Raw genomic sequence first — 6,712 nt, 5'->3', positions numbered from 1 at the left:
TTGGGGATTGCTGACCGGCGGCGGTGGTGTCCTGCGGGCGGTCAACCGTCCTGCGGCCGGTGGACGACCAGGACCTCGTGGTCGGGAGCTCGTGCTGCCAGCCAGTCGGTGGCGTCCCGGCCGCGGGCGACGGCGGCTGTGGCGTACACGTCGGCCCACAGCAGCGTCGGGCCGATGACCGTGACGGACAGCAGGTCGTCGGGACGGTTGCCGGTGCGCGGATCCACGATGTGAGCGCCGCGGGCGGCGCTGCCCGACGTCGCGATGCCGCCGCAGCGCACCTCGCGCACCGCGAGGAGGCGGGAGCGGTCGCGGGGGTCCTCGACACCGATCCGCCACGGTGGTGCTGCCGGCCCGGCCACGCGGACGGCCATGTCCCCGCCGGCGTTCACGTAGTGGTCGAGGCCGTCGACGTCGGCGAGCAGGGCGGCGGCCCGTTCGACCGCCCAGCCCTTCACCAGCCCGGACGGGTCGAGGCCGCCGGGGAGCCACGCGTCGAACCAGCCGTCGGTCCGCTCCCGGGCTTCCTCGCACAGCTCCAGGACCTCGCGCACGAGCGGGTGGCACCGCGCCGGCGTCAGGTCGCCGCGGCGCAGCCGGCTGACCTCACTGTCATCCCGGTAGGTGCTGAACAGCCGGTCGGCCTCCCGGAGCTGCGCGAACACCGCGTCCACGACGTCCGCGAGGCACGGATCGGTGCGGGCGCCCGGGCCGCGCACGTGGACGCTGACCGGCATCCCCATGATCTGCTGCAGCCAGGACCGGCGTGCCGGGGCGGCGCCGGTGGTCACAGGTGCGCCGCGTCGATGGCGGACTGCAGGGACCGCGTGTAGCCCTCGGAGGTGTAGCTTGCGCCGCTGACGGAGTCGATCTGCGCGCTCTGCGCCTGCACGGCCTCCTGGTCGAGGATCGGCACCGCCTGGGAGTTGATCCGGACGTCGCGGCCGCTCTCCTGCGGTACCTGCAGCACCTGCGCCGCGGTGATCCTGCCTCCGGACACCGTGATCTGGACCTGCACCGGCCCGTACGCGGTGTCGACGGCGGCACCGTCGAACGTGGTCGCGGTGCCCGTGGTGCCCGTTGTCCCGGTTCCTGACGGCGCCGGTGAGGTCGCGGCGCCGGACGGAGCCGGCCCGCTCGTCGTGGACGGGTCGGTGGCGGGAGGGGTCAGGGGACCGCTCGAGACGAGCTTCTGGTCGGTGCTGGTGGGGTAGCTGAACAGCAGCGCGATGCCGGCGAGCGTGCCACCGGCGGCGACGAGGATCCGGTGGACGCCGCGGGGGTGGGGGCGGTTCACCAGGCGAACCGTTCGGTGTGGATCTGCTCGTCGGGGACGTCGGCCTGGCGTGCCGATGCGACCACGGCGTCGGTCCAGCCGTCCGGGCCGCAGACGTAGACGTCGTGCTCGGCGATGTCGGGCACCATGCGCCGCAGCGCGTCGCGGTCCGACAGCGCGGCCCAGCTCCCGGGCAGCCACGAGTCCCGGTGCGGGATGCGGCGGCCCGGCAGGTGGACGATGCGGACGCCGCGGTGTGCCGCGAGCTCGTCGAGCTCGCGGTGGAACAGGAACTCCGACGCGGCGCCGACCCGGTGGAGCAGCACCGCGTCGCCGGGCGCGTAGGGCATCTCCTCCAGCAGTGCGCGCAGCGGGGTGATCCCGATCCCGGACGCGATCATGGTGACCTTGTGGCCACGCCGCACGTCACCGGTGAGTCGCCCGTACGGTCCCTCGAACAGCACCCGGGTGCCCCGCGGGAGCGCGGTCAGGCGGCCGCTGCCGGTGCCGAGGTCCTTCGCCGTGATGCGCAGGGACCGGCCGTCGGGAGCCGCGGACAGCGAGAACGGGTTCCCGCGCGTCCAGCCGGTGCCGTGCAGGAACCGCCACACGAAGAACTGGCCCGCCGCCGCGGGCAGCCGATCCAGGTCCCGACCGCGGAGGTGCACCGACACGACACCGGGTCCCTCTCGCACGACCCGCTCGACGACGAGCCGGTGCCGCAGGTTGCGCAGGATCGGCAACCCGAGGCGCCAGACCAGCACGGATGCGGCCGTCACCGCGTACGCGGTCCACCAGTAGGCGATCGCCGCGGGCGAGCCGGAGAAGTCGGTGCCCGTCCAGATCTGGTGGGGGAGCGCGAGCCCGACGCCGAGGTAGGCGTACAAGTGCAGCAGGTGCCACGACTCGTAGCGCAGCCTGCGGCGCGCGGCCCGCGTGGAGGTGACCGCCACCATGACGAGCAGCGCCGAGCCCGCTGTGGCGAGCAGCATGCCCGCGTAGGTCGTCACCAACGACCAGGCCTCGGCCACCACGTCGATCCCGTCGGCCGCGGCGTACCCGAGGGTGATCAGCACGATGTGCGCGACGAGCAGGGTGAACGAGGTGAAGCCCACCAGGCGGTGCCTGCGGGCCAGCTCGTCCTGGCCGTAGCTGCGCTCGACCCACGGGATGCGGGCCATCAGCAGCACCTGGACCAGCAGCAGATCTGCCGACACCAGCCCGGTGAGCCGGCCGATCGCGTCGAGCAGGCCGCCCGGTGCACCCAGCTGCCGCACCCCGGGGCCGGCGACCCAGACCACCACGACGACCACGAGGCTCGCCCAGGTCGCGGTCCCCGTGGCCGATCGCCACCACCGGGGCGGACGGGTGAACCGCCCGGTAGACGGGGCGGTCGTGGAGAGGCTCACGTCCCCAGCTTGCGCCGTCCTCATTGGAGATTCCTGTGAGCCGGACCGGGGGTGGTCATCCGGACGAGGTTCCCCAGATCCCCGTGAGCGGCCGGACGGTGCGGGTGGCGCCGAGCGGCGGTAGGCCGTACATGTCCTCCAGCGTCCGGAGCACGTCGTAATGGGCGATGGTCTGGGTGCTCTTGCCCGGCCGGACCATCGGGCCGACGACCAGGGTGGGTATCCGGTTGGCGAAGGTGCCGCTGTCCTCGTCGAAGGTGACGATCAGCAGGCTGTTGTGGGTGGCGGCCCAGCTCACGTACGACGCCAGGTGCTGCCGGGCCCAGACGTCACCGGTGGAGACCGGGCAGCTGTGCATGTCGTCGCACAGGTTCGGCACGACGACCGACACGGTCGGCAGGGCGCTGAAGTCCTGCGGCAGCGCGCTGAGCGGCTGGTTCATCGCGGCCGGCACGTCGGCGAAGTCTGCCCAGGGGTTGTGCTTGCGGGCATAGGAGCCCGCGCTGCACCCGGTGTAGCCGGCCCGGGGGAGATCCTCGGAGTAGCCGGTGAACGTGTGCCCGGCGGCCACCAGCTCGGTGGCGAGGTTCGGGCCGGACAGCGACCGCGGGCAGGAGTCGTCGGCAACGCCCTGGGTGTCTCCGGAGAAGAGGGCGACGTAGTTGGGCTGGCTGGGGTGTGCCACCCCGTGGGCGTTGGTGAAGGCGACACCGGACGCGGCGAGGGTGTTCAGGTACGGCGCGGTGGACGCGCCGAACACGGCGGTGCTGTCCTCGTTCTCGAAGATCACCAGCATGACGTGGTCGGGCCGGGGCACCGCGCCGGACACGGTCGGGACGGAGGGGGTTGCGAGGACGGTGGTACCGGCGGTGCCGGCCCCCGGGGTGGCGCCTGTGGCCGTACATCCCGTGACCGACATCAGCAGGGCAGCGCCCAGCGCGAGCAGACGGCGGTGACGAGCGGCCGGGCCGCGGCCTGCTCCGGAGCGCTTCATGACCCGCACTGTTCCGCGATCGTCTTGGCAAATCCTGAGAGCGCGATCGGGACGGGCACTCTCATCGACTCCTCAGCAGGACGGGTGGCGGGACCGCGGAAACAAGGTTTCCCTGTTCATCAGTGTTCCGGATGGGGAAGGAGGCGTTCGATGGCGTCGAGCTCGCACGCTCCTGACGATGAGCAGCTCGCGATCGGCGACCCGCTCGGAGCGATCGACCGACACCGGGTGCGCCACGGCCCGTACCCGCTGCGACTGGTCGGGGTCGGGATCGCGTTCGCAGCGCTCACACCCGCGATCTGGCTGCCGGACCTGATCGCCGGCGTCGGATCGGTGGGTGCCGTGGTCGCGGCCGTCCTCGGTCTCGTATTCCTCGGTCTCGCGGCGAACGGGGTGATGCTCTATCAGCTGGCCCGCGGCTACCCGCCGCTCGATCTCCCGCCCGCGTCCCCCGCCCGGCAGCGGGACGAGTCCCGTCGGCTGTGGCTGCTGACCGCTGTGCCCGGAGGTCTCGTGGTGCAGGCCCTGCGGCCGCGGCACCGCGTCATCCGCGATGGGGCCCGTGCCCGCCCGGACGTGAGTGGCGTAGGAGCGCAGATCCCCCGCGATCCCAGGTGTCTCCAAGAATCCCGGTGGACGCTGGCGCCGTGGACATCACCGAGCGGCTCGACCGCGGCAGTTCCACGCTCCCGGCTCCGCCGGACGCGGGAGTCGAGGGAAACACGCGCCTGACATCGATCAGCGGCATGGTGCTGATCGTGCTGCTCGCAGGCGAGGGGGTCACGATCCTGAGTGTGCGGCAGCTGATCGCCGTGCACGTGTTCGTGGGGGTCCTGCTGATCGCTCCGGTCCTGCTCAAGACGGCCAGCACCGGGTACAGGTTCGTCCGGTACTACACCGGGTCGGCGCCCTACGTGCAGAAGGGGCCGCCTCACCCGGTGCTGCGCATCCTCGGTCCCGTCGTCATCGCCTCCAGCCTGGCCGTGCTCGGCACGGGTGTCGGGCTGTTCGCGGTCACACCTGGCGGCCCCGGGCTGCTCCTGTTCGCGCACAAGGCCAGCTTCGTCGTCTGGGCGGCCGTGATGACCGTTCACGTCCTCGGGCACCTGCGGGAGGCGGTCCTGTCGTCGTGGCGGGAGTTCCGCGTGACGAAGCTCGTCCCGATGGTCCGTGGCGGCACCGGGCGGCTGGTGCTGGTAGCGGTCGTGCTGGCGGTCGGTGTCGCCGCCGCCGTCATCGTCATGCCGGTCGCGACGCCGTGGACGGCGCGCTAGGGCCGCGGGCCGAGCAGGGACGGGCCGCGGGTGGTCGCGGTAGTAGTCGCGCCAGATGAGCCGGTGCAGCGGCAGGTAGCGCGATACCGACCCGCAGGTTCCCGGGATGTGCCGGGGGACGGGGGCGGTGTCGCAGGCCGCGGAGGCGCGCCTGGTCGAGCAGGGTTCCGCATCACCGCGTAGGCGCCGAACGAACGTGACGGACTGTGGTGGTCCCTCCTGGGCATCCTGAAGATCGCTCACTGCCGACTTCGCCGGAGTCCTCGGGTTGGTGGAGGGCGGGTCGCCGTGTGGAGGAAGCCGGCTGCATCGTAGGGATGCGGTGAGGACCGGGTACACGGTTCGTCGGGTGGAACCGCGCATGGTGATGACGGTGTCTCCAACCGAGACGTTCCCGGCTCCGAACCGGCCTCGCAGAGGCAACCTCGTGGGGATTGTTCGTCCTGCCGGGTCGGACCGGCCTGCGTGGTGGGTGCTGGACAGTGGGCCGGTCGATGTTTTGTGGGTGCCCGGCCGGGCCGGTTGGATCGGGCACGACCGCACGTTGGTCTGCCGGGGGTTTGCGGGTGTGCTGGGCCGGGTGTGTCGGGCGGTGTCGATGTGCCTCCGTTGGGGCGTGTCGGTCGCGTCCGGTGCGGGGCGGGCTGGCGACGTTCGCTGCGGTCGATGGCCGGCGGGTCCTGTTCGGGGTGTCGAGCCGGGGCCGGTGGGCCCGGATAGTTCACCTCGGCCGGTCGGGCAGCGGGTGGGGGCTGGTTCCGGTTGCGATCCGCGCGCAGCCGCGCGGGTCGTGCAGGCCGTGGGTCTGGAGCACGGGAGCGCTCGGCATCCATGACGTCGAGCTCCTCACCTTCACATTCCAGGAGATCCGATCATGATTCCGTATGAGATCGACGGTTTGCCGGCGCATGTCATGTTCATTCACGCGGTGGTCGTGCTGGTTCCCCTGACCGCGCTACTCGTTGTGGGCACCGCGGTCTGGCCGGCGGCGCGGCGCAGACTGGGGGTGGCGGTCCCGATACTGGCCCTGGTCATGCTCGGAGCCGTGCAGTTGACGATCAGCGCCGGGGAATGGCTGATCCGGCGGGTTCCCGTCACGCCGCTGGTACGCGCGCATGCCCATCTGGCCGACGGCATGTTGCCCTGGGCCATCGTGTTGGCCGTGGTGGCCATCGCGGTGTGGGCCCAGCGTTTCCTGCCCTCCGACCGGGTCGTCTCCTCCCGCCGCGCCGAGGACGACCACCCCGACCGCGACCGCCCCGGCCGCGCCGAGGGCGCCGCTCGGGTGGACTCCGGGCCGTCGAGGACCGGGCCTGGCACGGTGGACACCGAGACGCTCACCCGGGTGAGCACGGCGTCCACCGGCCGTCGTTCCACGCTGGCCATCGTGATCGCTGGTGTTGCGGTGGTCGCGGCCCTCGCCGCGGGGGTCGGAGCGACGGTCCAGTGCTACCGGGTCGGCGAGGCAGGCTCCCGCGCTGTGTGGACGGACAACTTCAGCGCCGACCCGCTGCCCCCGACGCCCCCGCACTGAACCTGATCCAGCGCCCGGGTCGCCCCGGCTGGGAGCGCAGCTGCCAGATCGCTGCTCAGCCCCGACCGACCCGCGGCCGATCCAACACGAGACGAATGGACGCCAGCGTTCGTTCCAGCCGTCGATGAACCGGCCGATGGCACCCCGAGGGCCAGGAGCAGCGCGGGCATGGAGTGGCGAGCGCGAAGCATCCGCCCAGGGTTGCGTTGGCATGCTTCAGATGGC

Annotated in this window: 7 protein-coding genes; 2 read left to right on the top strand and 5 right to left on the bottom strand. The window is 72.2% G+C overall.

The features are described from left to right. Positions 1–41: 41 nt before the first annotated feature. From JWR81_RS25810 to JWR81_RS25790, 5 genes are all read right to left on the bottom strand, one after another. Positions 42–791, bottom strand: coding sequence for an FAD:protein FMN transferase (locus JWR81_RS25810; protein ID WP_297658484.1), 750 nt, complete (start codon positions 789–791; stop codon positions 42–44). After that, positions 788–1,297: an FMN-binding protein gene (locus tag JWR81_RS25805; protein WP_297658482.1), complete on the bottom strand. Its 510-nt coding sequence runs from the start codon at positions 1,295–1,297 to the stop codon at positions 788–790. The genes JWR81_RS25810 and JWR81_RS25805 overlap by 4 nt, the downstream gene beginning before the upstream one ends. Further along, positions 1,294–2,685 carry a ferredoxin reductase family protein gene (locus JWR81_RS25800; RefSeq protein ID WP_297658480.1) on the bottom strand — a complete coding sequence of 464 codons (1,392 nt, stop codon included), beginning with the start codon at positions 2,683–2,685 and terminating at the stop codon, positions 1,294–1,296. Before JWR81_RS25800 ends, JWR81_RS25805 begins: the two co-directional genes overlap by 4 nt. Positions 2,686–2,740: 55 nt before the next feature. After that, complete coding sequence (locus tag JWR81_RS25795) at positions 2,741–3,679, bottom strand: alkaline phosphatase family protein (protein WP_297658478.1); 939 nt, start codon at positions 3,677–3,679, stop codon at positions 2,741–2,743. A 72-nt stretch (positions 3,680–3,751) separates the two neighbouring features. Continuing rightward, positions 3,752–4,219 (bottom strand): hypothetical protein, encoded by a 468-nt coding sequence (locus JWR81_RS25790; RefSeq protein ID WP_297658476.1) that lies wholly within the window; start codon positions 4,217–4,219, stop codon positions 3,752–3,754. A gap of 107 nt (positions 4,220–4,326) precedes the next feature. On the opposite strand from JWR81_RS25790, the gene JWR81_RS25785 reads away from it, so the two are divergent. Both JWR81_RS25785 and JWR81_RS25780 read left to right on the top strand, forming a co-directional pair. Then, on the top strand, positions 4,327–4,953 hold the full coding sequence (locus tag JWR81_RS25785) for a hypothetical protein (protein WP_297658474.1): 627 nt from the start codon (positions 4,327–4,329) through the stop codon (positions 4,951–4,953). A gap of 913 nt (positions 4,954–5,866) precedes the next feature. After that, a complete protein-coding gene (locus JWR81_RS25780) occupies positions 5,867–6,487 on the top strand; it encodes a hypothetical protein (protein WP_297658472.1) in 621 nt (206 codons plus the stop codon). Positions 6,488–6,712: the final 225 nt, after the last annotated feature.

The sequence above is a fragment of the Pseudonocardia sp. genome, from assembly GCF_025965585.1.
Lineage (GTDB): Bacteria > Actinomycetota > Actinomycetes > Mycobacteriales > Pseudonocardiaceae > Pseudonocardia.
This window is presented reverse-complemented; position numbering and strand designations above follow the sequence as displayed.